Source organism: Robinsoniella sp. KNHs210 (assembly GCF_000686105.1).
Taxonomy (GTDB): Bacteria; Bacillota; Clostridia; order Lachnospirales; family Lachnospiraceae; genus Robinsoniella; species Robinsoniella peoriensis.
The window spans coordinates 1,056,564-1,079,559 of the sequence record NZ_JMLZ01000002.1 but is presented as its reverse complement, the minus strand read 5'-3'; the positions used below and the strand labels follow the sequence as shown (position 1 = coordinate 1,079,559).

Genomic DNA, 22,996 nt, shown 5'->3' with positions numbered 1-22,996 from the left:
CCTTGCGTTTTGCATGAAAATTTATGGATAAATCCACTTTTTCTCCTATCAAAAGAGAGCAGATACAGTACGAATTGATGTACTGCATCTGCTCTGTTCTATTTCAATCATCCGTGTAAATACCGCCTGCATTCAAAACATGCCACCCACTCAGACGGGTTCACAGGTGATCCCCAGAAACTCTTCAAAAAGTCCGCAAAGTTCAGAAGCTTCTTTTGGCTTTGGCATTTCACAGAAAATCCGAAGAAGCGGCTCTGTACCCGAAAATCTTGCGCTGATCCAACCTCCATTTTTGAAATAGACCTTGCATCCGTCCAGATAGGATACCTTCTCTGCTTCTGTTTCAATCTCGGGCAGCAGTTTCTGTATCATCAGTATGTTATGGATTTCTTCTTTTTTCTCCTGACTGAATTTATAAGCCCGCTCTTCCATATGCAGAAATCCATACTCAAGTTCAATGTCCCTGGCAATCTGGGATATCTTTTTACCGGTTACTGCGATCATCTCAATCAGAAGTGCTGCTGCATAAATCCCGTCTTTTCCATTGATATGCCCCCGTACCGTCAATCCTCCGGAAGATTCTCCCCCAATCACAGCATTGGTCTCCTGCATCTTAGCAGACACATATTTGAATCCTACCGGAACTTCATAGCATTTTTCTCCGAAACTCTCCGCTACCCGGTCCAATCTGTGGGTGGTGGAAATATTTCTCACTACTGCCCCATGCCATCCCTTATATTTCACCAGATAGTAATACAGCAGCACCAGGATATCATTTGGATGAAGGAATCTTCCGGTATCATCAATCACACCGATGCGGTCGGCATCTCCATCTGTTGCGATACCAATATCACATCCTCTGTCCAGTACATAGTTCTGAAGAGAACGGAGGGTATTGGCATTTGGCGCCGGCAGCTTACCTCCAAACAGGGTATCATGACGTTCATGAATTACTTCCAGCTCACAGCGTGCAATAGAAAGCAGCGTTTTAATGGAGGTCTGGCTCACGCCGTACATAGGATCCAATGCCACCCGCAGCCCCCGTTCTTTTATGGCTTCCATATCTGTCGCAGCTATAATATTATCCAGGTATTCGTTTAAAGGATTGAACTCTGTTACCAGCCCTTTCTCCTTTGCTTGTTCATATTCCATAATTTCAATGGCATTACCCTTGCTGCATCTTTCTTCCACTTCTGCGATATAATCTTCTATATTTCTGGTCTGCTCTTCATCCGCATCCCTGCCTCCATGGGTGAACACCTTAATCCCATTATATATAGCAGGATTATGGCTTGCCGTCACCATCATGCCATAATGAAGTCCATGCTTCATAACATAATACATGATCAGAGGAGTCGGTGAAGAACGATTGATAAAATACGTATGGATTCCTTCTTTCGCGAAAACTTCACATGCCCACATGACCGCTTCTTTCGACAAAAATCTCCGGTCGTAGCCAATCACCATTCCGTCTTCTTCTACCCCTTCCGCCTTCATTTTCAGTACCATTGCCATTGAGAGTTTCTGTATATTTTCTCTTGTAAATTCGTCACCAATTACGGCTCTCCAACCGCCTGTTCCAAAATGTACCATAATCTTTTCGCCTACCTTCTTTTATCTTCCCATAACAACAGTTACTTCATGCCTGCTTCCGGCATCGCATACCGGTATCTGCTGCGTTTCCACACCATCCAGATACAATTTACTAACACCTTTCATTACGCCTTCCGGATTTAAAACTGTAATCTCATACATCGCACCCCGGAATTCTCTGCTCACCTTGAACTCTTTCCAGTCTGCCGGCACGCAGGGATCTATCTGAAGATGGTCAAACTGCGGTTTGACGCCAAGCATATATCTGGTTGCTGAAAAATACGCCCAGCCTCCTGTTCCGGTCATAAACGGATGTCTTGCCCTTCCAAATGCCTTGTGGTCCCGTCCCACAATAAACTGGCAGTAAGAATAAGGTTCCGACTCCCGGATCTCTATCTGGTCATTTTGGTTATACGGGCAAAGTGCATCATAAAATTTCATTGCACGGTCTCCCCTGCCCAATACACATTCTGCTGCCCATGCCCATGGATTTGGATGGCTGAATACCGAACTGTTTTCTTTTAATCCGGGATATACACGGGTTACAAATCCGATATCGTCATCCGGCCGGGTATAGGAAGGGCCATTTAACAAAATGCCATATGGTGTGTACAGGTACTTGTCTACACTGTCCATTGCCTTTTTGCCTTTTTCATCGGAAGCTGCACCGGATAAAACTGCCCATGCATTGGACTCCAGATGAATCTTTCCTTCTTTGTCCTTCATGGTACCAATTTTTCTGCCATTTTTCGTCACGCCCCGGATAAACCATTCTTCATCCCAAAGTCTGGTATCACAGACTTGCTTTACCTTCTCTGCCATTTGTTCATACTTTTCCACATCTGCGGTGCGGTTTAGATACCTTGCAGCTTCCAGGAAATTCCGGATTGCCCAGTAATGTAAGAAGGAAACCATGGCACTTTCACCGCCGCCCAGGTTGAGACAGTCATTCCAGTCTGCACGAAGCCCTTTACAGATTCCGCTTTCTCCCACCTGCTCTGCCGAGAAATCCAGAATCTTCATCATGTGCTCATAAACCGTTCCCTCACCCCCATCGGCATAAGACAGTACCTGATCCAGGAAAGAAAATTCACCGGTTTCTTTTACATACTCTACAATCGCGCTGACCAGCCAGAGCGCATCATCTGAACAGGTATCTTCCAGTCCGTGAATCATGTCTTTAGCATTGGGCGTTGGCACAACGGTAGGTGATTTAAAGGGTTTCACTTCCGTATCCGGATCAAACCATTCCGGTTGGAATAAATGAAGTCCGTATCCTTTTGAAACCAAGCCTCTCAGCAATTCCACCAGCCTCTGGCGGCACTTCTGCGGATTGGAATGGGGGATTGTCATTGCATCCTGCGCCGTATCCCGGTAGCCAAGTCCGGTTCTTCCTCCCACTTCGATAAACGATGCAAACCTGGAAAACATAACGTTTATTTCAGCCTGATACAGGGTCCAGGTGTTGATTAATGTATTCATGCCTTCATTTGGAGTCTGAATCTGGAGTTTATCCAATTTCTTTTTCCAGAAAGTCCGCAGATCGGCATATACCTTCTCCATTGCATCCGGCCTGCTGTATTTTTCCCGGATAGCAGCACCAACCTTTCGTCCGCCTTCTCCCAGCATATATACGACTCTTACTTCCTCTCCCGGCTGCAGCACAATCTTTTTCTGGAATGCACCGCAGTGATTATTGCCATTTTCAAATCCGCCCTCCAGATACCCCTGTTCTACCCCAATGGGATTATCTTCGGTCCGGTATTTCCCGATAAACTGATCTCTTAAGGTTTCAAAACTGTCCTGACTGACACTGGATGTAAAATACTGATATCCGAACTCTTCATAAAACAGGTCATGCTCTATAATTCCGTCTTCACAGGAAGACCCAGCTGCATACATACTCATCTGGAAATTCTGATTGTCCATATTGATATGATGGAACGAGAATTCACAGTAAGAAAACAAGCTTAATTCTCTCACCCGGTCACTCTGGTTCTGCACTTTCACATCCCATAATTCCACTGCATCTCCAATGGGAATTACCAGAGTCTGAGAAGCTTTGATTCCCTCATAATCACATTCATAAACCGAATAGGACAATCCATGCCTGCAGGTGTATTTCGCCTCGTCCAGAGACTTTCCTACGGGCTGCCAGGATATGCTCCAGTAGTCTTCTGACTCATGGTCTCTCAGGTAAACATAATGTCCAGGGCGGTCCATGGGAACGGCATTCGCCCGGAACCTGGTAATCCGGTGGTATTCCGGCGATTTATAAAATAAATATCCTCCTGCCGTATGGTTCACAACTCCACACATATCCTCAACCCCTATATAATTCGTCCAGGAAGCAGAAAGATCCACCCGTTCAATTACATATTCTCTATTCTCATTATCAAAATATCCATACCTCATAAACAACCTCCTCCAAAGCTTTTACTTTATACTTATTATAATCTCTCCGGCTTAAGGGAGGAATTGCCAGGTATGCGAATATTTGTACAAAGTTGTGCTCTTAAAAAATACCGCAAAAAACGCCCACAGGAGGAATTTTTACATTCCCGCTGTGAGCGTATCTCATCCGATATGATGTACCGACAGCTACTTAAAATTCAAATTTGTCTGCCAGATATGCTTCTAATTCTTCAATTTTAATTCTTTCCTGCTGCATAGAATCACGGTCACGGACAGTTACTGCTCCGTCTGTCTCGGATTCAAAATCGTATGTTACACAGAATGGAGTTCCGATTTCATCCTGACGTCTGTAACGTTTTCCGATGTTTCCACGATCATCAAATTCGCAGTTATACTTCTTAGCCAGCATGGTAAATACTTTTTCTGCGCCTTCATTTAATTTCTTGGATAATGGCAGCACGCCTACCTTAATCGGTGCCAGTGCCGGATGGAAATGAAGTACGGTTCTCTTATCCCCGCCTTCCAGTTCCTCTTCATCATATGCACTGCAGAGGAATGCAAGAACCACGCGGTCTGCACCCAGTGACGGTTCAATAACATAAGGAATATATTTTTCTTTTTTCTCGTCATCAAAATAGCTCATATCCTGTCCGGATGTATCCTGATGCTGTGTCAGGTCATAATCTGTTCTGTCTGCAACACCCCATAATTCACCCCAGCCGAATGGGAACAGGAACTCAATATCGGTAGTTGCTTTACTATAGAAGCAGAGTTCTTCTGCCGCATGGTCTCTTGCACGCATCTCGTCATCTTTCATGCCAAGAGCTGTTAACCAGTCCAGGCAGTACTTTTTCCAGTATGCGAACCACTCCAGGTCTGTACCCGGTTCACAGAAGAATTCCAGTTCCATCTGCTCGAATTCTCTTGTACGGAATGTAAAGTTTCCCGGAGTAATTTCGTTACGGAAAGATTTACCGATCTGTCCGATACCAAATGGAATTTTCTTTCTGGATGTTCTCTGAACATTTTTGAAATTTACGAAAATACCCTGAGCTGTCTCCGGTCTTAAATATACGGTATTCTTAGCATCTTCCGTAACACCCTGGAATGTCTTGAACATCAGGTTAAACTGACGGATATCTGTGAAATTATGTTTGCCGCAGGTCGGGCATGGAATCTGATGTTCTTCGATAAAGTTCTTCATCTCTTCCTGGCTCCAGGCATCTACGGAACCTTCCACTGCGATTTCTTTTTCTGCGCAGTAATCTTCAATAATTTTGTCCGCACGGAATCTCTCGTGGCATTCTTTACAGTCCATCAGCGGATCGCTGAATCCACCCAGATGTCCGCTTGCAACCCAGGTCTGCGGGTTCATTAAAATAGCACAGTCAACACCTACATTATAAGGATTTTCTGTTACGAATTTTTTCCACCATGCCTGTTTTACATTGTTCTTCAGCTCAACGCCAAGGTTTCCGTAATCCCAGGTATTAGCAAGTCCTCCATAGATTTCTGAACCTGGATATACGAATCCTCTTGCCTTTGCCAATGCTACAATTTTATCCATCGTTTTTTCCATTGTTAATTCCTCACATTCCATTCTATTTTCATTCTATTTTCTGACATTTTCTCTGCGTGCAGATAACGGTAATAACTTTTCAGACACGCTCTAAAACTTACCGGGGGTATTTAAAGATCACCCCAGCTCATAAATAATATAAGCTAATTTCTTACCAATTTCAACCTCTTTCGAAGAGGTCCCGGAATTACCACTCTCGGGGGACAATAAAACCATACCGGTCTCAGAATCCGTTTCTTCCTGCTTTGCCGTTTCCGACTGCTTTTCTGTAGCCGGCTCTGCGCCGGAAGATTTTACTTTTGCTTCACTTTTCCCTTTTACTTCCACATTGTCACTGGTAAAAAGGATGTTTCCCGGCACCTGAACCAGCACCGGTTCTTCCATTACAACTACCTGATAGTCTTTCTTAAGTACATCGCTGCTGGTCAAACCGCTCTTCGCCACCTTACCATCTTCCACGGACTGGAAGCCTCCGTCAAAGGTAACACCTGATTTTTGTGCCTCAGATATTTTCCCCACAAAAAATTCAACATGGTTAAAATTCGCATAATCCTGTGATGAAGCATAATCTATAATCAACTTTGCCGTATCTTCGCTGACGCTGAATTTATCCAGATCTATATTATCCTTGCCTGTACTGGCTTTATATGCATCAATTTCGCTCTCAATCATTGTTTTAAGCTCTGTCTCATCATAATACTCTTTATCCAGGCTCTCCACTGCTGTCCCTGTTATTCCTCCATCTTTGCTAATCGAAACTGCTGACTCATCTGGTGACGAGAATTTACTGCACCCGCTTAGCAGACACATAACTCCAACCATCACCGCCAGAATTCTCCTTTTTTTCATAATAAACTGCATCCTCCTTGTATAATCCTAATTATTATACCTTTAAAGTATGATATTTTCAACTAATTATTGGGAGAAGAACACTCTGGCGGGTCGATTTAAAACTTATGTAACAATCGACTCTAAAATATCGAGGGATTTAAACTGTTTATCCATATAAATTTTGCAAAGACGGCTCTGAAGACGTTTCATTTCACGCAGCACATCTTCAGAAACCGTAAAAGAATACAGCTTTTCAATGGTAGATGATGCGATATACTGATACGTGTAGATGGTTGACTCTAATAAAAGAACTGCTCCTTTTGATCCTGACAGGCAGTTTTTACAGACCAGCCCGTCTCCTGCAGGGACAAATGCACGCAGATCCTCCTGTACGCCGCAGCCTGTACAGCAAAACATCTGGGGATATTCTCCACTTATAACCATTGACTTCCACTCGAATATATACCGGATCAGCTCATTGGGTATATGCGCATTCATAAGCGCCCGCAGTGTTGCATACAGCAGCCTCAGCATTTCCGCCTCATCATTATTTTCCCTTGCGTAATAGTCTGCAATTTCCATAAAATAAAAGCCATAATAGGCCGCCTCATAATCCTGGGACAGCCCTGAAAAATAATTGCTGATCTCTGCCTGCATCAGGTTATAGGAAGTTCTTCCCTCAAAACAGGTAAACGCACCGAAGGAAAACGGATTTGCCGCCGCCAGAAGCGGACTGTTCTGTCTTCTTGACCCTTTTGCAAATGCTGTAATTTTGCCTCTTTCTTTTGTAAGCAGCACCAGCCTTTTATCATAATCACCAATTGGGGCGGCTAAAAGCACCATCCCCGTTAACGTCACTGTCTGTCCCATTATACACCTTCTGGTCAGAGCGTGTCTGAATTATGATTGTACCTGGCAGTCAGACAGGTGCAATGATTTTTCAGAGGCACTCTAGACATCCTTTTTATCATAACCAAAGTTCTTCATTAAGAAATCACTGTCACGCCAATCTTTCTTTACTTTTACCCAAAGCTGCAGATTGACTTTCATTTCTAACATTTCTTCAATTTCTTTTCTCGCCTGGGAACCTATTTTACGAAGCATCGTACCGCCTTTTCCGATTATAATCCCCTTGTGGGAATCTCTTTCACAGATAATCGTTGCTTCAATATCTGTCAGCTTTCCGCCTGTCCGCTCTTTCATTCTGTCTATGGAAACTGCAATTCCATGAGGAATCTCTTCATCCAGACTGCGAAGTGCCTTTTCCCGGATTAGTTCCGCAACAATCTGTCTCTCAGGCTGATCGGTTACGGTCTCTTCATCATAAAACTGTGGTCCGTAAGGAAGATATTTAAATACCGTATCAATAATATCCTGGGTGTTCTGCCCCTTCAGGGCAGACGCAGGAATAATTTCCGCAAAATCATATATTTTCCGGTACTCATCTATAAATTTTAATATCTCTTCTCTCTTTACTGTATCTATTTTGTTAATTACCAGAATAACCGGAGTCTTTGTCTTTAAAAGCTGCTCCGCAATATGGCGTTCTCCGGCACCAATAAAGGTACTTGGCTCTACCAGCCATAGTATTACATCCACCTCATTTAAAGTCCTCTGGGCTACGTTCACCATATATTCACCCAGCTTATTTTTCGCTTTGTGAATACCAGGTGTATCTACGAAAACAATCTGTCCTTTTTCACAGGTATAGACCGTCTGAATCCGGTTCCTGGTAGTCTGCGGCTTGTTCGATGTAATTGCAATCTTTTGGCCGATCAGGTAATTCATTAGTGTTGATTTTCCTACATTTGGCCTGCCAATTAAAGTAACAAAACCAGATTTATAACTTGCTGTTGTCATTCTTACTCCTATCTGCTGCCAATGGCAGCATACAACTTTATCCTTTGTTAATTAGCCGATAAAAGGCACCAGTACTTTAAACATGTCTTTTTCCGCTGCCAGCTTTTCTTCATTTCCAATTACACAGATATTGTCTGCCGCCACAATCGCCTCCATGATCTTCCACAGGGCACGGACATCTTCCTGGGTAGCATTTAACACCTCATCCCGTTCTTTTTGCAGATCTTCCTCAGACACTTTACTGATATAAGCCCCAAGGGAACGGCTGCCTTTTGCAGAAGGATTCAATGGTGTATCCATTTCGCTGATGGTGCCGATGATATATTTTGTCATATCCCTGTCTTCTACCGTGAAATTCTTTACATAATCCACAACACCTTCATAAACTTCATTTGTTTTCCTCAGATTTGGATCCCGGTAAGATACAAAGTAGGAATCCCCTGTCTTTCCAAAACCGCTCATACATCCATAGGCACCGCCTTTTACACGGATATTTACCCACAGGTATTCATAACTTAAAATGACTTTTAAGATCTTCAATACACCGGTATACTTCAGTCCTGCCTGTACGAAATTGCCTGCTCTTGCCACATACTGTATCTTGGAAGAAGTCTGGAATCCTTCGTTTTTCTGATCTGTCTCTAATTTCCCATGAGGCGTAACTCCTGCTTCTTCAAACAGTTTTTCTTTAAAAGCAGATAATCTGTCCATCAATGGTGCAAATCCGGCTTCATCAGCTGTATAGCTTCCCAGAAGCGTATCTTTTCGGAAAACCAGTTTCATCAGCTCTTTTAAAATACGGATCAGGTCTTCTTTTTTTTCATCAAAGTGTACTTCCAGTGACTCTACCAGTTTATAGAAACGGATTCCGCTAACCGCATCATTAAATGCATTTGTCTGGGAGAAATAAGACATGGAACGGATTGCAGCCGTAGAATGTCCTGCCGAATTTAATCGTACAGAAACCCTGGACTTTAATTCCGCAATGATTTCATACAGTCTCTTTTCATCCTCTATTTTCGATGTAAAAATTATTTCTTCTATCATATCAAAAGCAAAATCCAGCTTCTCATATAGAATCTTAGCCTTTATTTCAAGCATTGCCCTGCAGTCACCCTGCTTATCACCAACAAATATTTCGATGCCGGGGTAAATTCCGCCGGAATGAATATTAATTTCATTAAATAATTCACCGTAGCTGTAATGCTGTGTATCTACCATACCCAGTACTGCTTTTAAAATACCAAGATAAGGAATATACTCAAGTGGCACGTATTTGGTATCGAACAAAATCTTCAGGTATCCTATGCCGTTGGTATACATATTATGGTGTAAAACAGTAGTATCTCCCAGCAAATGTTCTTCATTATAGAACTTTCCTGCTTCTTTCTTAATATCAGACGCTTCCAGCACAGGAATCGCTTCCAGTTCTTCTTTTGCAGATGGTGTTTCCTGAAACAGGCGGAGCTTCTCTGTTTTGTCCACCAAGGTCTGGATTTCTTCCGCAGTCAGGCTTTCCTTATACTCTTTTAGCTTTTTCTTTATCTCCTCATCAATTATGGCTGTTAAACCTTTTTGCGGTTCCACAATTACAACAGACGCATGGGTATTATCCAAGAGATATTCCTGTATCAATTGTTCAAAATATCCGGTTTCCACCTGCTCTTTTAAGAATTGAAAAATGCCAAGCTGCTTTAAATAATCAAATGGTGCGGCATCATCATACAGCCAGCTGTCCATGGCATCAATACCATACATCAGCCCCTTAGGATACGAACCATAATCTGCTTCCCTGAATTTAAATTCCATATTGTTTATTCCGGCAAGAAGCGCTTTCTTATCTATGCCCTCTTTAACGATCCGGGTCAGAACATCTTGAATGATCTCCAAAAATCTGTCTTTGGAATCTATATTAGAGTTCTTAGCCACTACTGAAAATACCGGCTGATAAACCCCGCTGTCATAGGAACCCTGAATATCTTTCCCAACTTTTGCATCCAGCAGCGCCTGCTTCAAAGGTGCTCCGGGAGCAGTAAGCAAAGCGTACTCAATCACAGAAAATGCATTTGCCAGCCGAACATCCAGGCTGGTTTTAATAGCTGCATTATAAGAAAGGAAGGTATTGTCCTTCTCTTCATCAGTATTGGAAATCGAATACTTTTTCTTTATCTCGATAGGTTTATCAAATGGTTTCTGCATGGGAATTGCAGAATCCACCTGGATGGCATCATATTGGCTTAAATATTCCTCATCCAGCCATTTCAGCCTTTCTTCCATATCTGCATTCCCATACAGATAAATGTAACTGTTGGAAGGATGGTAATACTTACTATGGAATTCCAGAAAATCATTGTACGTAAGATCCGGTATAAATGCAGGATCACCCCCGGATTCATTTCCATATGGTGTATCCGGAAACAGGGAATTCAGAATTTCCCGATCCAGAACATCATCCGGTGAGGAAAAAGCCCCCTTCATCTCATTGTAAACCACTCCATTATAAGTCAGTTCATCTTCCGGAGTCTCTAAATGATAGTTCCAGCCTTCCTGGCGGAAAATCTCTTCCTTATTATAAATGTTTGTGTGGAAAACCGCATCCATGTATACATGCATCAGATTGCGAAAATCCTGGTCATTACAGCTTGCAACCGGATACATCGTCTTGTCCGGATATGTCATAGCATTTAAAAACGTATTAAGGGACCCTTTCACCAATTCAACGAAAGGATCCTTTGACGGGAACTTTTCACTTCCGCACAAAACACTATGCTCCAAAATATGAGCTACCCCTGTGCTGTCCTTGGGCGGTGTCCGAAAAGCAATATGAAAAACCTTATTTTCATCATCATTGGCAATCACCATAATTCTGGCGCCGCTCTTTTTATGTCTTAACAGATAACCCTTTGAATTAATATCCGCAATATCTTCTTCTATCTGAAGTTCATACTGCGGCAATGTGGTAAACTGCATAAAATTTCCTCCATTTCCATTTCTCGCATAAAATATGCTTATGTGAATATTATTGCGATAATTATAACATTTATTCAGGGGGGTGGGAAGTACTAAATTAAAAGCAGCTACAACAAGCGATTCCCCGCTATGCCATAGCTGCCTTTTCATCTAAAACGTAATCTTGTGTGTAAATTCATTTAATCAGATGTAGGCTCTTGAGGTGTTTTAAAATTCATTCCTGCCATCTGCACGCCCCACTTTGCGGTAGATTTGCCCCGAATTCAGGTTGCGTAGCCCGCTACGCGCCCTTCATCCGGGACAAATCTACCACAAACTGTGACGCACATCTGTCAGAAAGCAATTTTTAAACACGCTCTAGTACTAAGAAAGTACTTCCTCTAAAACACCCAGTCCATACTGGGCAAGCCTGTCATCTTCATCTCCGGTACCGCCGCTTACTCCAAGAGCACCTATCATGCGTCCACCTGATTTTAGCGGAACACCTCCGCCGAAGAATACCATTTTGTCTCCTTCGATATGATCCAGACCCTGGAACGTCGCTCCTGGCTTGATTAATTCCCCCAGTTCCAATGTGGACATCTTAACTGCTGCAGCCGTATAGGCTTTTTTAATAGCCACATCAAAGCTTACCAGGAAAGCTCCATCCATTACATGTACCGCAATGGGATTGCCATCCGGACCGCAGACTGCTATTACAGCCTGCATTCCCTGGGATTTGGAGTACTCTTCTACTTTCTCAATCAGCTTTTTTGCTGCATCCAGAGATATTTTCTCCGGCTTGTTCATTCTTTTTAATACTTCCTGTATAATTGCTTCACTCGTCATATCCATCAGTTTTTCCTTATTAACCATAACTGTATTTTCCATAACCGGATCAGCTTTTGGTTCTTCCATTTTTATGGATTTTACACCTGCATCCGCTGGAGCAGACCTCACAGGCTGTTCCTGAGCGGCTATAGAAGGAGCCATGAGTTGTATCTGCGGACTGACAGGCTCTGTCATGACCGCATCTGTATAACGTGCTAATATAAACAAGTAGTCTGACAAACGGTTCAGGTATTGTTTTGCTACTTTGTCCGAGCCGTATTTAATGGTAACACCGGACAGATAGCGTTCGCATCTCCTGGTTACCGTTCTTGCTATGTCCACCTCCGCAGACACGGCATTCCCGCCAGGCAGCACCCAGCCCTGAGGCATGGTGAACTCACTTTCCATGCGTGCCATCTCTGTTTCCAGTCTAGTGACTTCAGCTTCTTTTAGTTTGTATTTCATATTGTGCGGGTCTGCGATACCTGCCATTACGGTAATAAGCGTATCCTGAACAGACGCAAGCATTTCTTTCACCTGAGTCATGCATACTTTCGCCTTTACCAGTCCCAAATGGCTGGTAAGCTCATCTATGCTTCCTAACAAGTGAACACGCTCATCTGATTTTGGCACATTTTTTGTTTTTATCAGGTTGGTCATACCACCATCGCCATTTTTTGTCGAAATGCCCATACTTTCAAACCTCGCATCTATTATGCCCGATTCTTATGAATCTGGCAATTTAAAGTTATATCAACATGTCTCCGGCAGTCCTTAACACCTGAAAAGAAATCAGATTATCAACCACCGGATCAGTAAGCTTAACTGTTATCTTATGCCGGAATATGTACCTGCTGTGCAAAGGATGCCTTCACAATCTTACGTCCTTCTTCTAAGGAATCAATAGCTCCCATAGCTTTCAGCTGCATTACCACATTTCCGAGAACGGAACCTTCGATCGGACCTGCCACTACTTTCTTACCGGTTGCTTTCGCTGTCAGTTCACATAAAAGCTGATCCTGGATACCGCCGCCTACCATATTAATACATGGAATCGTCTCTCCTGTCAATACTTCCAGTCCTCTGATCGTTGCACCATATTCATTAGTAAGTCCATTGTAAATTGCCATAGCAATTTCTCCGAGCCCTTCCGGTGTTCCCTGTCCGTGTTCTTTACAATATGCGATAACTTCTTTCATCATGTTATATGGAGCCGTAAATCTTGGGTCATTAGGATCAATCATGAAATCCTGTCTCTTAGCTTCTCTGGAAGCCTTGATGATATCCGGGAAAGAAACGTCTCCCTCGAATTCACACCAGTTTTTACGCAGATTCTGCATAATCCATAAACCGTTGATGTTCTTCAGGTAACGGATTTTGCCTTCAACTCCGCCTTCATTTGTATAATTATATTCAAAAGATTCTTCCGTTAAAATAGGTTCATCAATTTCCATGCCAAAGAGTGACCATGTTCCGCAGCTTAAGAATGCCGCATTTTTCTCTTCAAATGGAGTTCCTGCTACTGCAGATGCCGTATCATGACTTCCAACTGCAATTACTTTTACCCCTGATAGACCTGTCTCTTCGATTACTTCCGGACATAAATCTCCGATAATTGTTCCCGGTTTTGTCAACTCTCCAAACAGCTCTTTTTTAAGACCCACTTTTTCAATCAACTCATAATCCCAGTCTCTGGTTTTGGCATCCAGAAGCTGTCCGGTACTTGCCATTGTATACTCATTGTACATTTTGCCTGTGAGGAAATATCCAAAAAGTTCCGGCATAAATAAGAGGCGAACTGCTTTATCATAAATGTCCGGGCGCATTTGTTTATCTGCATAGATCTGGAACAGCGTATTAAAATTCATGAACTGGATTCCGGTTGTGGCATAAATATCCTTTAGGGGAACAATTTTGCCTACTTCTTCGATCACACCAATCGTTCTGTCATCACGGTAGTTTACTGGATTGCCAATGAGATTTCCATCTTTATCGATTAAACCGTAATCAACACCCCAGGTATCAATTGCAAGGCTCTGGATCGGAATTTTCTTAGCTGCTGCTTTCTTCAATCCTGTTTTCAATTCATGATATAAACGGAAGGTATCCCAATAAAAATTCTTTCCTACACGAACCGGATCATTAGCGAAACGGTGTAATTCCTCTAATTCTATTTTCCCATCCTGATATTTGCTTAAAATCATTCTTCCGCTGGACGCTCCAAAGTCAAACGCCAGATTATAAATTACTTCTCCCATGTCTAGCACCTCTCATTTAAATTTTAGAATTTGTTTTTTATAATCATAGAAACCATATTATATAATTTCTAGTTTATTCATCCTCATTTGATAAAACTTTTACACCGCGCTCTGCCAGAGGCTTGCGCCATTCTTCCGGAATTTTGTCAGTAACAAGTATATCTCCGCTTTCCAGATTTAATACTTTTACAAAGAAGACTTCCCCCATCTTACTGCTGTCAGCCGCCAAAATCGTTGACTTTGCACTTTTGCGCATGGCGATTTTTACTTCTGCTTCCATTTCATGAGAGTCTGTGACTCCTTTTTCAATATCCACACCTTTACAGGAAATAACGGCTTTATCCACATAATAATGGGACAATACCTCCTGCGTTGCCTTACCAACCAGGGAAAGGGATGAGTCTCTAAGATTTCCACCGGTGGATATTACCTGGATTCCGTCATTTCCGGACAATTCAATGAGCACTTCCACAGAGTTGGTGATAACCGTGAGCTTTTTCATCCGTTTAAGCTCCTGCGCTATCATCAGGGAGGTGGAAGAGCTGTCCAGCATGATACAGTCCCCTTCTTCAATAAGCCCGGCTACTTTTTTCGCAATAACCTGCTTTTCTTTGCGGTTGGTCTTTTCCCTTATTTTCAGGGGCATGTCCATAGTGATATGCTTATTAAGCACAGCTCCGCCATATGTTTTCTTCACAAATCCTTCTTTTTCTAATTTTTCCAGATCTCTTCTGATTGTTTCTTCTGTAACATTGTATTTTTGACTGAGTTCCGCCACTAATACTCTTTGTTCTTTTTGTAAAATTGATAATATCTCATTCTTTCTCTCAATTGCCAGCATACGTGATCCCTCCAGATATTTCAATCAAATTTTCAAGCTGATTTTAAAGCTGCAGTCTTATTATACATCATATACCTTTTTAAAAGCTACTCTTTTAATTGCTCTGGCGCTATTTGCTCCCAGCGACCTGCACTGGGCAAAGCTCGGGCGGTTGACTTCAAATACGTTCTGCCCTTTATGCAGACCCCGCATCTGCATGGCTGCACGTGAACCGATGATCCCGATACCTGCTCCTAAAATAGACTCTGATGCCGCTTCGTATGCCAGTTCATCCAAATCCGCAGATTCCAGTTCCAATACTTCGTATAAAACGCCTTCTTCTTCAATACCTGCACAGATTTCCCGAAGCAGATCTCTGTCCGGCTGATTTCCACAAATTAGAATGGAAGGCTTTTTTGCAATCATTTGCTTCCTCCAAGATAGGAAAGCACCAGCCCTGTTGCAACCGCATTTCTGGGTCCCTCACAACGTCTGATATTTCCCCGTCCGCAGACAATCTTATAATTGGAAAGTTCCTCCATAAGCATCTGGGGAATCTCAAAGTCTTCTGCAGATCCGCCTACCAATACCACATTTGGAATATTTCTAAGATTATGATCAGGTGCCACCTGGGTCAGCGCTCTGACTGCATTGCGGACAAAAACCTTTTTCTTGGCCTCCCGCCTTACAGACGCAATTTTTTCCATTGGTATATCTTCTTCTATCTTTATGAGTTCTTCCGGATGGAGCAGTACCACATTTCCAAAATACCTCGGATCAATGGATTCATCAAAAAACTGCATTGCACCATTTTCCAGCCTCATATGAAACAGACTTTCCACTCTTGCAAGAGGATATCTTTTAATCTGTTCAGCTGTTGTTCTTGCGGACAGTCCAAGCTCGGTCTGAATCAGCATAGATACCAGTTCTCCCGCTCCAGCCTGATGGGTCGTTCTGACCATCCCCTTTTCATCTATCATAGCTGCATCTGTAGAACCGCCGCCAAGATCGAGAATTGCCAGAGGGAGCTGTGTTCCCGGGGTAGTACAGGCACCAAGCGTAGCCATCACAGCCTCCACTCCCGCCACCTTTGTATAAATCCCCAGTTCCTTTTTTAACTCATCTGCAATCTTTTCCATGGGCAGCTGCCTTGTTTTAACCATAGCCGCAATTCCCACTGCTTTTTCCATGCACATCTCTCCTGCGAGAGAGCCGGAAATCTGTACTGGAGCCAGGGTGTCAACAGCAAGTATATCTGTGATGCGAATATCCTGACCGGTCTCATCTGTCACTTTTTCCATGCCTTTTTTAATGCCGGAAAGCATATTTCCCACATTAGTTTCCTGTTGTCCGCTGATATCACGGATTTCTCCGGCTCCTGAAAGGGTATCCATAATTGCATCTGCACCCGCATCAATATTTACTGTCAGAGAATTTGTTCCTTCTATATAAATATCACCTGCAGGCAGAATATTTTCTTTTACGTTGCCGTGAGGTGTTTTGATCACTACGGCACTCCGCTTTCCAATCAGGCTTTTTGCAATGGGCGTCACCATTCTGGTTTCTTCGGGTCCAAGTTCCAGCAGTGTTGCGATTCCATAAGGATTAGACAGCATACTGATTCCCTGACCGGGCAGCGCAACTTCTATCGCCGCAAGCTTTCCTTCCGGTACACGCTCTATCTGACGCACTTCATCAATAATAGGAATTTCAATAGAAATTCTGTTTTCAACAAGAACCGCCTCGTCCGCCTGGAGTATCAACCCTTTGATTCCAATGCGCCCGCTGTATTTATTAATAATTCCTGCAACTTCATCATAGCCGAAACGGCTGGATGCTGTCAGTATATATGAGACATTGCTTTTTGCCGTTGCAATCTGTTCCAGAGGCAGTAAATATCCGACTGCCTGCCCCGCTCCGGCAGGTGTGGATGGATTGTGCCCGATCATAGAGGATTCTGTTATAATGGTTTCCGTTATGGTTTCCATCGCCGTATCCCCGATGACAGGTGCAGCCTCATTGATCCGGATCAGTTCTATCTCATTTACCTTCCGGTCAATACGGCCCATTGCCTCTAAAAGAGCTGCTTTTATCCCGTGAACATTTGCCACGGTGCCTTTGGTTCCCGTAGTCATGCGGGAAGCACTGGATAAAAAGCGCAGTTTGCCCTCTTCCGAAAAAGAGCCGATACATACTTCAGTTGTGGAATTGCCAATATCAACACCTGCAACTATTTTCACAGAAGAATCCCTCGTTTCTCGTACACCTCTGCAGCTTCCATAACCAGTTTTGCACAGTGTACCGCTCCATATTTCTCCAATAGTTCCTTCGCCATCTCTACCAGTTCCCGCTTCGTGGAACGGTTCGGGCGTAATTTATTATACATTTCCAGAATTACTTCATCCGGAACATCAACCAATTCTCCGGCACGTTCAAAATTTAACGCCATAGGGTCATTGCCGGCTTCCTTGGAAACCTGTCCCTGCTTTTTTAACATTTCCTTAGAGATTTTAATGTCATCTGCTGTGATATTCCCTTTTCTCACTTGATCCAAAGTAATATCTGACAGCTTTTTTCCGGTTTTTGAAGTAATACTCTCCGCTTCATGTTGTCCTAATGGGTATCTCATCCTATGCTTCCTCCCATTCAATAATTGGTATTTCCTTGTCCACCTGTTCTGTCTCGCGAATATGCATAAGCGCTGCTTTCACCTGGAACTTCGCACGAACCATTGGATCATTAATGCTCTCAATGGGAGTCACTTTTTCTCCTTTTACATACCGTGCTGCATTTCTGCCTATTTTCCGGTAAGTTTCCAGTGTCATAAGCGGTGCCTGTGGAAATAATTCCAGATTTGACAAAGGATACAAATCCTTCTGGTGAATTACAGCCGTTCCTTTCGACTGCAGTCCGATTCCGATGCCGGAACCGCTGATCTTGGCTGCCTCCAGTCCCATAAAACAAACATCTGATGTTTTCAGTACTTTTACTACCCTTGGAACCATTCCTTCTTCTTCAATTCCGGCTTTCAGGTTCTTCAATACCTCATTCAGATCCAAGCCAACAATTGTTGCACCGATTTCTCTCTGAAAAGCAGGTCCCACACCGATTACTACTTCCTTGGGATTTGTTCCTTTTTTCGCCAGGGGAAAGCCTGAATAATCAGTTTTTACAACTGTGTGGTCTTTTGCTGCAGATGCGGCAGACGGATGATTGCCAAGCTGAGCGATAACCGCCTTTGCAATGCTTTGTATTAACTCTTCATTTAATTCCATTCTGCCACCTCCTAAAACTTATCCGGATCGATAATATGTGGAATCGCTTTAATTTCTTCCCAGCGTTTTCCATCCACACGGTATCCGGTACCAGGTCCCATATAATCATTCGGTGTATTTACACCGGACAGCACATTAAAGTTCTCGTCCAGAATCGCCGATGTCTGCATATAATCTCCAATTACCCGTTGTTTTAACATATTGAGTATACTCTGTGCCAGATCTTCAAATCCGCTGTCTGCAAGGGCTTTTACAATATCAACACCTGTAATTCCCCGTTTCATCATATCTTCTACAGACATAAGATCGGCTGCCACATCACGGGATAAAGTATCCTTGCTTCCATGTGCATATGCCACTGCTTCTACCTGCTCATCTGTGACCTCAGTGAGTCCCAGATATTTAAATACTGCCTGAACAGCTTTTCCTGCTTTCATTCTGACACGGATAACTTCTTCTTCCGTAACAGGACGAAGACCCCCGTCCACCTGCATATCACGCTGAATAACATTGTAATCATCAAAGTCTTCTGCATCAAAGTTAGAACCTGCAAATAAATTATCATAATTCGGTTCTGCCGCATAACCGGAGAAAATGAAATCCGTACCCGGCATAAACTGAAGCATGGTTCTTGCTGTTCTTCGCATATCTGAGTTGGAAAAACTCTGATCATTGGAAGAAGCACATTCCAGTCCTAAAAGTGCGGCTACCAGATTCTCACCCATAACCTCGCGGATTCCTGCCGGCACGCTGGCTGCTATACCGATACAGCTAACGGATCCATTCTGAATTCCCTGTGATCCTGCACCTTTTGTGACATAGAGACATCTGCACTCCAGATAAAGCATCGACTTTTTCTCAGTGCTTCCCATTAATACTTCGGAACCTGCCCCCGAAGTAAAACGGACTTTCAGTCCCCTGGATGCATAAGCAGAATTCAAAAATGCTTTGGAATAAGGAGTATCATCTCCGTCTACAAAGACTTTTTCCGTACCATATACGGACAAGGTCTCTGCATATGTAGTAAGTCCGCGGATACCAAGTTCTAACTCTGTAGCCTCTTCTACCGCGCACTGGGTTAATACACCTTTTCTTCCTGCCTGGGAACCGATCAGCAGTGCGATTGCGTTAAACGGAGCATACCGTGCTATTCCAACCGTAGTCTCTTCTTCTGCAAATCCCCGAAGTGCACCTTCCGCCGCATCTGCTGCTATCTGTACCGGATCATCCTTCAGGTTTGTAATATGCGCCTGATTTCCCGGTGTCCTTCTGGCACGCATTTTCTGCATACCCATCATCATTTCTACCACATTCAGATAATTGATGACTTCCACCATTTTAGCCGGTGTAATCCCGGAAACAAGTTCCAATATTTCTTTTCTGGATACATGAATATCCACGATCATGCGGGCAATATCTAAAGACGGCACTGCCATAGAACGCTCTGCTCTTTCCACATTAATCGCATATTCTGCAATAAACTGGTCCAGGAAATCAAACTCCGCTTTTTTCTTTCCATCCAGTTCCGTAATGACACCATCTTCTACTTTAATAGAAGGTTTCGGGTCATATGGGCTTTTCATAGCAACAAAACCCATCTCCGGCCATTCATTGATAAATCCATCCATATTGACCGGGCGTTTGTCTAATGTTTCAATTCTTTTTGACCTCTTCATGCTTTCACCTTTTAACCGTTGTACCGGGTAATTGTCTGTAAAATACCTCTACTATAAGTTTCTAAAAATTATATAAGTATTATACTACAAAGTGATGTGGTTTTGCAAGTTTTCTTTTTGTTTTTTGTTGGTTTTATTTGTTTCCTGGGATTGTTTTTGAAAAACGGAATTAAGATTTATGTGGTTTATTGTAGGTATAAAAATTTATATATACACCGTATATATATATAATTGCAAATTATAAGACTGTAGAAATAATTAGACATCATAAATAGAATATGGTATACTAAATATCTGGAATAATCGTTACAGGGTGGTTACCCTCCAACTTCAAAAGAAGGGGGGTGATGTTATGAATACATATCAGGTATTAACATTATTGTTTATATTTGGAAGTTTTCTAATTTCTCTCCTTGCCTATATCGACAAGAAGAACTAAAAAAGCCTACCCTGTTCTCACCAACAAGGTAGGCAGCGTCCATTAAGGACAAGTCTTTATCATGAGGATAACTACCTGACATGGGGCGGTTATTCCTTTTTGTATAAATATAATATCACCTGTGAGTCTATTTGTCAAATGCCGAACAACACTTTATAAGGTCCTTTTATTCCTCAATCTCCGGCATCCTTTTAATCCTGCCATCTGTAAAAATATCATACTCATCATAGCAATGCGTACTGAATTCACTGATGACTGCTCCTTTTTCCCCTGCCTGGAACCAGTGCCTGGTATTGGGATACAGGGTATATTGTTCCCCCTCTTTTAAGCAGATTTCATGAAACACGGTAAATCCTGGCTGATCCGGTAATATTTTTGCTTTTATATCCTCCGTGGCATCCCCTTCCACATATAGGTAGACCTCTCCTTTCCTGCATCGGAAGGTCTCTTCTTTGCCTTCATAATTCTCTCCTACCGATGGATGCAAATGCTCGGGACAGGTTTGATGAGGTAACAACACCATCTCCTTAGCACAGCAGCGGTCCGTATTTACATACACAACGCTTTCCAAACCAATTCTATAGATATCATTTAATCCGAAATCTGCCACTTCAATCTGCTCCTCCTCATCCGGGGTCAGAACAATATTGGCTTCTTTAAAATATTTTAATGCCTCTTCTTTCACTTCCTGATAAACTTTTCTATTCATATCTCTTTCCTTTCCTGCCAAAGCCCTGTTTTAATTTTTTTCTGCTGCCTGCCCATTTAAAGCCGGCGCTAACAAAGGGCAGGCTCATTGGCTGTTTTACGGTATGGCTACAAGTCCATCAGCCAAGCGGTGTGTTTGGGTGTGAACAGTAACCATTTTCTTACATACTCTGTAATTTTTACAAAATATAGGTTGACTGGCAATAGCGCTGTTTGCTATAATTAAATTAATAAATAGTTTTTATTTATATACCTGTTTACTGGAACAAAGATTTGTTGGTATCTATTTTGTAAATATATTTTACAATTTTTTGATAAATACCTTATACTAAAGGAGGGTAATATCTTGCGTAAAGGAGTTAACCACACAGATGTCAAAAATACAAACCGCGGCATTATACTGCAGCTGATCGCTTCCGGAAGAGACTATTCCAGGGCGGCTATTGCCTCTAAAATTCATTTATCTAAGATGACCGTGACAAACATTGTGAATGAACTGATTGAGGAACGCTATGTCTGTGAATCACAAATTGAAGAAAATACCAATATTGGAAGAAATCCGGTTCAGCTGGATATCGCACCGGATGCCCCTAAGGTAATTGGCATTTACCTTTCCAGGGATGCGGTTCACTGTATTCTTACTGAGATCACCGGCAAGATTTTATATCACCAGTTTACCTCTCTGTGTGAAGAGACAGCTAATTCACTCACACAGAAAATCATAAAGCTTATTCAGGATGCAGCTTCCGTGACTACCGATACCATCCTTGGAATCGGTGTCTCCTCCATCGGACCTCTGGATGCTGAAAAAGGAGTCATTTTAAAGCCTACAAACTTCTTTCATATCTCTGACTATTCCATTAAAGCTATTCTGGAGGACTGCTTCCAGATGCCTGTATTTGTCAATAATGATATGAATGCTTCCGCACTTGCGGAAAAGCTGTTCGGTATGTGTATGGATACGAGGAACTTTGTCTACCTTGGAATCTCCAATGGCATCGGATCGGGCATCATATCGGATGGGAAGCTGTTTCAGAACAAAAGCGGCTTTGTGGGAGAAATCGGACACATGGGCATCTACTATGACGGCGCTCTGTGTTCCTGCGGAAGAAGAGGCTGCCTGGAGGCTTATATCAATATGCCGGTCATACTGGAGAAATTACGCCTTGCAAGCAATAACCCTGCTCTTACCTGCTCCGATTTTGTAACTGTGGCAAAACAGGAGTCATGCCATGCTGTTTTCCAGGATATGGCTGAAAAACTTTCCTATGCAATTATCAATGCCTGCAACATGATGGATCCTCAGATCATCATCCTTGGGCATGAAGGTTACTACCTGCCGGATTCTTATATAGAATACATCCAGCAGGAAGTAAATGCCAAGATACTTGCCGCAAGCCATAAGTACATTTCCATCAGAAAATCCAGCTTTGCCATGAAAACTCCCATTATTGGCAGCGCCTGCTGCCTGTTAAACGAATTTTTTGCCGGGAATTTCTTTACTTCCAATCATCCAAAGGGCAGCCGTTAAACTCGGCTGCTGCTTCTGCCATAGCCCTTACATTTTCAACAGGAGTATCGTAAAACATATAATCGCTGGCTGCCAGAATATGCTTTCTGCCCAGCCGCTTTGCCGTTTCCAAAATTCTAAAACTTATTTCTTTAATCTCCCCGGGCGTCCCCAACAGTAGTTTATCCAGACCGATATTTCCTCTGGTACAGATCATATACATTCCTCTGAACAACGCATACTGGCTTGCGC

General features: G+C 42.8%; 20 protein-coding genes. 3 read left to right on the top strand and 17 right to left on the bottom strand.

Features of this window, described 5'->3' with window-relative positions; translation table 11 throughout:
• Window positions 1-150 precede the first annotated feature (150 nt).
• From CD03_RS0111575 to CD03_RS0111545, 7 genes are all read right to left on the bottom strand, one after another.
• On the bottom strand, window positions 151-1,593 hold the full coding sequence (locus tag CD03_RS0111575; RefSeq protein ID WP_027293768.1) for a phosphoglucomutase/phosphomannomutase family protein: 1,443 nt from the start codon (window positions 1,591-1,593) through the stop codon (window positions 151-153).
• A 21-nt stretch (window positions 1,594-1,614) separates the two neighbouring features.
• The gene (locus CD03_RS0111570) at window positions 1,615-4,008 is read right to left on the bottom strand and encodes a GH36-type glycosyl hydrolase domain-containing protein (RefSeq protein ID WP_027293767.1); all 2,394 of its coding nucleotides are present in this window, start codon (window positions 4,006-4,008) and stop codon (window positions 1,615-1,617) included.
• Between the two features lie 190 nt (window positions 4,009-4,198).
• Window positions 4,199-5,587, bottom strand: coding sequence for a glycine--tRNA ligase (locus CD03_RS0111565; protein WP_027293766.1), 1,389 nt, complete (start codon window positions 5,585-5,587; stop codon window positions 4,199-4,201).
• Window positions 5,588-5,704: 117 nt separating this feature from the next.
• Complete coding sequence (locus CD03_RS0111560; RefSeq protein WP_027293765.1) at window positions 5,705-6,436, bottom strand: hypothetical protein; 732 nt, start codon at window positions 6,434-6,436, stop codon at window positions 5,705-5,707.
• A gap of 105 nt (window positions 6,437-6,541) precedes the next feature.
• The gene (gene recO / locus CD03_RS0111555; protein WP_027293764.1) at window positions 6,542-7,288 is read right to left on the bottom strand and encodes a DNA repair protein RecO; all 747 of its coding nucleotides are present in this window, start codon (window positions 7,286-7,288) and stop codon (window positions 6,542-6,544) included.
• An 81-nt stretch (window positions 7,289-7,369) separates the two neighbouring features.
• Window positions 7,370-8,278, bottom strand: coding sequence for a GTPase Era (gene era, locus CD03_RS0111550; RefSeq protein WP_044289314.1), 909 nt, complete (start codon window positions 8,276-8,278; stop codon window positions 7,370-7,372).
• Between the two features lie 51 nt (window positions 8,279-8,329).
• Window positions 8,330-11,248, bottom strand: coding sequence for an insulinase family protein (locus CD03_RS0111545; protein ID WP_027293762.1), 2,919 nt, complete (start codon window positions 11,246-11,248; stop codon window positions 8,330-8,332).
• 197 nt (window positions 11,249-11,445) lie between these two features.
• Here CD03_RS0111545 and CD03_RS39490 point away from each other — a divergent pair, with 197 nt between their 5' ends.
• A complete protein-coding gene (locus CD03_RS39490) occupies window positions 11,446-11,598 on the top strand; it encodes a DUF6783 domain-containing protein (RefSeq protein WP_334291646.1) in 153 nt (50 codons plus the stop codon).
• Between the two features lie 13 nt (window positions 11,599-11,611).
• Here CD03_RS39490 and CD03_RS0111540 read toward each other — a convergent pair whose 3' ends face one another.
• The 8 genes from CD03_RS0111540 to CD03_RS0111505 form a co-directional block, all read right to left on the bottom strand.
• A complete protein-coding gene (locus CD03_RS0111540) occupies window positions 11,612-12,751 on the bottom strand; it encodes a cob(I)yrinic acid a,c-diamide adenosyltransferase (protein WP_027293761.1) in 1,140 nt (379 codons plus the stop codon).
• A gap of 140 nt (window positions 12,752-12,891) precedes the next feature.
• Window positions 12,892-14,316, bottom strand: a complete 1,425-nt coding sequence (locus CD03_RS0111535) for a rhamnulokinase (protein WP_027293760.1) — start codon at window positions 14,314-14,316, stop codon at window positions 12,892-12,894.
• 73 nt (window positions 14,317-14,389) lie between these two features.
• A complete protein-coding gene (locus CD03_RS0111530; RefSeq protein WP_027293759.1) occupies window positions 14,390-15,157 on the bottom strand; it encodes a DeoR/GlpR family DNA-binding transcription regulator in 768 nt (255 codons plus the stop codon).
• A 60-nt stretch (window positions 15,158-15,217) separates the two neighbouring features.
• Entirely contained in the window at window positions 15,218-15,562 is a 345-nt protein-coding gene (locus tag CD03_RS0111525) for a glycerol dehydratase reactivase beta/small subunit family protein (RefSeq protein WP_027293758.1), read from the bottom strand.
• Window positions 15,559-17,376 (bottom strand): diol dehydratase reactivase subunit alpha, encoded by a 1,818-nt coding sequence (locus CD03_RS0111520; RefSeq protein WP_027293757.1) that lies wholly within the window; start codon window positions 17,374-17,376, stop codon window positions 15,559-15,561. The genes CD03_RS0111525 and CD03_RS0111520 overlap by 4 nt, the downstream gene beginning before the upstream one ends.
• Window positions 17,373-17,765, bottom strand: coding sequence for a diol dehydratase small subunit (locus CD03_RS0111515; RefSeq protein WP_027293756.1), 393 nt, complete (start codon window positions 17,763-17,765; stop codon window positions 17,373-17,375). The genes CD03_RS0111520 and CD03_RS0111515 overlap by 4 nt, the downstream gene beginning before the upstream one ends.
• A 1-nt stretch (window position 17,766) precedes the next feature.
• On the bottom strand, window positions 17,767-18,411 hold the full coding sequence (locus tag CD03_RS0111510) for a propanediol/glycerol family dehydratase medium subunit (protein WP_027293755.1): 645 nt from the start codon (window positions 18,409-18,411) through the stop codon (window positions 17,767-17,769).
• An 11-nt stretch (window positions 18,412-18,422) separates the two neighbouring features.
• Window positions 18,423-20,087: a propanediol/glycerol family dehydratase large subunit gene (locus CD03_RS0111505; protein ID WP_027293754.1), complete on the bottom strand. Its 1,665-nt coding sequence runs from the start codon at window positions 20,085-20,087 to the stop codon at window positions 18,423-18,425.
• Window positions 20,088-20,439: 352 nt separating this feature from the next.
• On the opposite strand from CD03_RS0111505, the gene CD03_RS38565 reads away from it, so the two are divergent.
• Window positions 20,440-20,526, top strand: a complete 87-nt coding sequence (locus tag CD03_RS38565; RefSeq protein WP_242849181.1) for a putative holin-like toxin — start codon at window positions 20,440-20,442, stop codon at window positions 20,524-20,526.
• 166 nt (window positions 20,527-20,692) lie between these two features.
• Here CD03_RS38565 and CD03_RS0111500 read toward each other — a convergent pair whose 3' ends face one another.
• On the bottom strand, window positions 20,693-21,235 hold the full coding sequence (locus tag CD03_RS0111500; protein WP_027293753.1) for a D-lyxose/D-mannose family sugar isomerase: 543 nt from the start codon (window positions 21,233-21,235) through the stop codon (window positions 20,693-20,695).
• Window positions 21,236-21,580: 345 nt separating this feature from the next.
• Between CD03_RS0111500 and CD03_RS33280 the strand changes: the two genes are divergently transcribed.
• Window positions 21,581-22,765: an ROK family protein gene (locus CD03_RS33280; RefSeq protein ID WP_027293752.1), complete on the top strand. Its 1,185-nt coding sequence runs from the start codon at window positions 21,581-21,583 to the stop codon at window positions 22,763-22,765.
• Here the strand turns inward: CD03_RS33280 and CD03_RS0111490 are convergent.
• Complete coding sequence (locus tag CD03_RS0111490; protein WP_027293751.1) at window positions 22,734-22,961, bottom strand: uroporphyrinogen decarboxylase family protein; 228 nt, start codon at window positions 22,959-22,961, stop codon at window positions 22,734-22,736. The genes CD03_RS33280 and CD03_RS0111490 overlap by 32 nt on opposite strands.
• Window positions 22,962-22,996 lie beyond the last annotated feature (35 nt).

Coding starts and splice junctions, on each gene's coding strand:
- CD03_RS0111575 (WP_027293768.1), bottom strand. CDS start 1,593: ATGGTACATTTTGGAACAGGCGGTTGGAGAGCCGTAATTGGTGACGAA.
- CD03_RS0111570 (WP_027293767.1), bottom strand. CDS start 4,008: ATGAGGTATGGATATTTTGATAATGAGAATAGAGAATATGTAATTGAA.
- CD03_RS0111565 (WP_027293766.1), bottom strand. CDS start 5,587: ATGGAAAAAACGATGGATAAAATTGTAGCATTGGCAAAGGCAAGAGGA.
- CD03_RS0111560 (WP_027293765.1), bottom strand. CDS start 6,436: ATGAAAAAAAGGAGAATTCTGGCGGTGATGGTTGGAGTTATGTGTCTG.
- recO (WP_027293764.1), bottom strand. CDS start 7,288: ATGGGACAGACAGTGACGTTAACGGGGATGGTGCTTTTAGCCGCCCCA.
- era (WP_044289314.1), bottom strand. CDS start 8,278: ATGACAACAGCAAGTTATAAATCTGGTTTTGTTACTTTAATTGGCAGG.
- CD03_RS0111545 (WP_027293762.1), bottom strand. CDS start 11,248: ATGCAGTTTACCACATTGCCGCAGTATGAACTTCAGATAGAAGAAGAT.
- CD03_RS0111540 (WP_027293761.1), bottom strand. CDS start 12,751: ATGGGCATTTCGACAAAAAATGGCGATGGTGGTATGACCAACCTGATA.
- CD03_RS0111535 (WP_027293760.1), bottom strand. CDS start 14,316: ATGGGAGAAGTAATTTATAATCTGGCGTTTGACTTTGGAGCGTCCAGC.
- CD03_RS0111530 (WP_027293759.1), bottom strand. CDS start 15,157: ATGCTGGCAATTGAGAGAAAGAATGAGATATTATCAATTTTACAAAAA.
- CD03_RS0111525 (WP_027293758.1), bottom strand. CDS start 15,562: ATGATTGCAAAAAAGCCTTCCATTCTAATTTGTGGAAATCAGCCGGAC.
- CD03_RS0111515 (WP_027293756.1), bottom strand. CDS start 17,765: ATGAGATACCCATTAGGACAACATGAAGCGGAGAGTATTACTTCAAAA.
- CD03_RS0111510 (WP_027293755.1), bottom strand. CDS start 18,411: ATGGAATTAAATGAAGAGTTAATACAAAGCATTGCAAAGGCGGTTATC.
- CD03_RS0111505 (WP_027293754.1), bottom strand. CDS start 20,087: ATGAAGAGGTCAAAAAGAATTGAAACATTAGACAAACGCCCGGTCAAT.
- CD03_RS38565 (WP_242849181.1), top strand. CDS start 20,440: ATGAATACATATCAGGTATTAACATTATTGTTTATATTTGGAAGTTTT.
- CD03_RS0111500 (WP_027293753.1), bottom strand. CDS start 21,235: ATGAATAGAAAAGTTTATCAGGAAGTGAAAGAAGAGGCATTAAAATAT.
- CD03_RS0111490 (WP_027293751.1), bottom strand. CDS start 22,961: ATGATCTGTACCAGAGGAAATATCGGTCTGGATAAACTACTGTTGGGG.